Raw genomic sequence first — 2,767 nt, 5'->3', positions numbered from 1 at the left:
TCAAGCTGATGACCACGGAAGATTATTTGCACGCCATTATTTACCACAGTGATGGGCGACTGTCCGTGTTTACTTATCAAGATCAGGTCAATATCTATCGTTTTGACACCACCATTCAACCTGCAGCAGCAAAGTCTATGCGCCCTGTTTTTGTTGGTGATAAAGTCTATCTGGCTGTTGAAAATGCTTATGTTGAGGGAGGTAGCCGGCAGGTACAGATGCAAGCAATTTCACTGGGTCTTGAAAACTATAACTATCAAAAATCCGCTGTCGCTTTATCCTCTGCGGGATCATCTTCGGCCATTCAAGGTGGGGGAATTAGGCTTATTAGAACGGGCACTGTGTTGGCTGTATCGGTTGCAGTTATCGTGGCCATTAAGAAGTTTTAAAGACAACCACTTGAAACAAAAATGGAAACTTCTGAGTTGCCCCCTGCTCAAAATTAAGTTTTTAATGGCTATCTGCATGATGATTCATTGTGGTCTATACATACGAATGCTGAATACGAGTACGAATATTTATTCTATCTGTGGTTGTGCCTCAATGAACAAAAACGTGATAAAAAATCAAAATCGGCAAAGCTTGGTTATCAGCAAAAAGCCACTAGCATTATTACTGTCACTTGTCGTTTTTTTTCCAAGCTGGAACAATTGCGCCGACACTATTGAGCTGGACAATAATAATTTCAATCAATATCTGAATGCCGAGCACCCGGTCAAAGGTCGCTATCGGTTAATCGGTGATATTGACCTGAGCCGATTCATTCCCTGGAAACCCGTAGGCAATACCTCTAATCCGTTTTCTCTCATCCTGTATGGCAACGGCCATGTTATTTCCAACCTTGAGGTTGCAACGTTAGCAAATAACACTGCCTCAGGATTGTTCGGGTCATTGCAAAACAGCACCATCAGGCAGATCCTGCTAAAACAACCAAAAGTGACCAGCACCGGAAATATGAGCCCAACGGGTGCACTGGTGGGAGAGTTGAAAGGCAGCAGGATTGAAGAGGTGGTCAATTATGCCGGTACCATCAAAACGTCAGGGTTTCGCAGTCATGCCGGAGGTTTAGCGGGCAGTGTTTCTGATAGCGTCATACGCGATAGTGTCAACACCGGCACCGTTCTTACAACCGGTCCTGCCAGCACAGGTGGCATTGCTGGATTTGCAAGTCGGGCATCGTCCCTGTCAAATGCCCTGAATACCGGAAAAATAGTCTCCAGAAATTTACATTCCTCGCCTGCCGGCGGCATTGTCGGTACCCTGAAAGGCGACAGCCTTGCTAACAACAATGTCAATACCGGTGAAGTTAATGTTGGCTTTACCGAATATTCCGGGGGCATCGCAGGAGAAGCAGAAGCAGCGGAGGTATTATATAACCTCAACACTGGAAACATTGCCTCAGATTATTCGAGAGCCTACTGTAGGCTAGGTGGAAGCAGTGGTGGAATAGTGGGGCACGCCTCCAGGCAAAGCCTGGTCAGCAAAAATCTCAATACGGGTAGCATTTTTACCAGGGATTGGCGTACCTACGGAGGAGGAATAGCAGGAGATGTAGTCAACACTACTGTTATTCAAAATGTTAATGCCGGAACGGTCACGACTCACGACTATCAGTCATCTGCCGGGGGAATTACCGGAGAAGCTGCTGAAGGTTCAGGCATTCGGGACAACCTGAATGCCGGAGCAATCATAACAAAAGGTGTGAATGGTCACTTGGGTGGTATTACCGGGGCTGCCACTCTTTCAACCTCAGTGTACAACAATGTTAATACAGGGTCGGTTGAAGCCCGGGAAATCTATAGCTATGAAAGCGGTGGAGCGGGCAGAGTTTGGAGAGCAGGTTCCATTGAGCATAACCTGGATACTTTCACAAAGTATCAATGGATCAGGAGAGGTAGTGGATTTAATGGACGCAATCAAGGTGTCATAAGACTATCGAAAAGTGCCCTCAAATCAAACGTAACCCTATTGAACAGCACGCTCTGGAATGCCGGTGATGCCTCACAGCTTCCAATGCTCAGAGGCATTAATACTCCCTACCGTGAACTTGCCCGAATAAATGGTACCAAACAAACAAACAATCAGTTCCCGTCGGCCCTGAATGAGTTTGCAGATCCCGGTGGTGCTTCAAATGCCACCTCTTTTAATCGTACTGTCTGGAACAATCGGGATGGCTATTTGCCGTTTCTGAAAGTTTTCTCCAAACCACAAACATCACTGGCCGGGATTGACTGTACAGAAGGGGGATTTGATTGCGGCAAGGAGAATACTCCGTCAGCGATACAGTCTTCAACCACCTATTCTCAAGGCTTGTCAGGTAACTGCCCGCCACCAGAAGGCACGCCACTCTTTCAAGCGTATGATCCTGAAAACCAGCAGGTGTATGTTGTCATTCAACCTGAGCCGTCTTCTGAAGGGGCTTCCACAGGAGTTATTCTGGCACGCTATAAAGGTTCTGAACTGGATCAACAATTTGGACGGTGCGGCGTTGTAACTTACACCACCTCTTCCGACTACTCTGGAATACTGGATTCCTACCCGTCTTTGACTGGGCAGGTTATTCACGAAAAGGCAAGTTCTCACCTGTTTCTTGTTGCAACAACACAGTCAGGAAAAGCAGTTCTATTCGAGTTCTCGTTAAGTGCTGCCCAGAGCTACCGGGCAGAATTCACTGTACGTAACGACCTATTCCCTGAAAATGTACAAATTAAGGATACCGCTTATCATCAGGGCGTCATGTATTTAACAGGCACCCTCGATAACAGCC

Annotated in this window: 2 protein-coding genes; both read left to right on the top strand. The window is 46.7% G+C overall.

Annotation, left to right across the window (positions count from 1 at the left end):
* On the top strand, positions 1-389 hold a 389-nt coding region (locus KDK17_RS18850; protein ID WP_257254015.1), incomplete at its 5' end, for a hypothetical protein.
* Between the two features lie 154 nt (positions 390-543).
* Positions 544-2,767, top strand: a 2,224-nt coding sequence (locus tag KDK17_RS18845; protein WP_257288801.1) for a hypothetical protein, incomplete at its 3' end; no start/stop codon positions are given.

The sequence above is a fragment of the Endozoicomonas sp. SESOKO2 genome, from assembly GCF_024606245.1.
Taxonomy (GTDB): domain Bacteria; phylum Pseudomonadota; class Gammaproteobacteria; order Pseudomonadales; family Endozoicomonadaceae; genus Endozoicomonas_A.
This window is presented reverse-complemented; position numbering and strand designations above follow the sequence as displayed.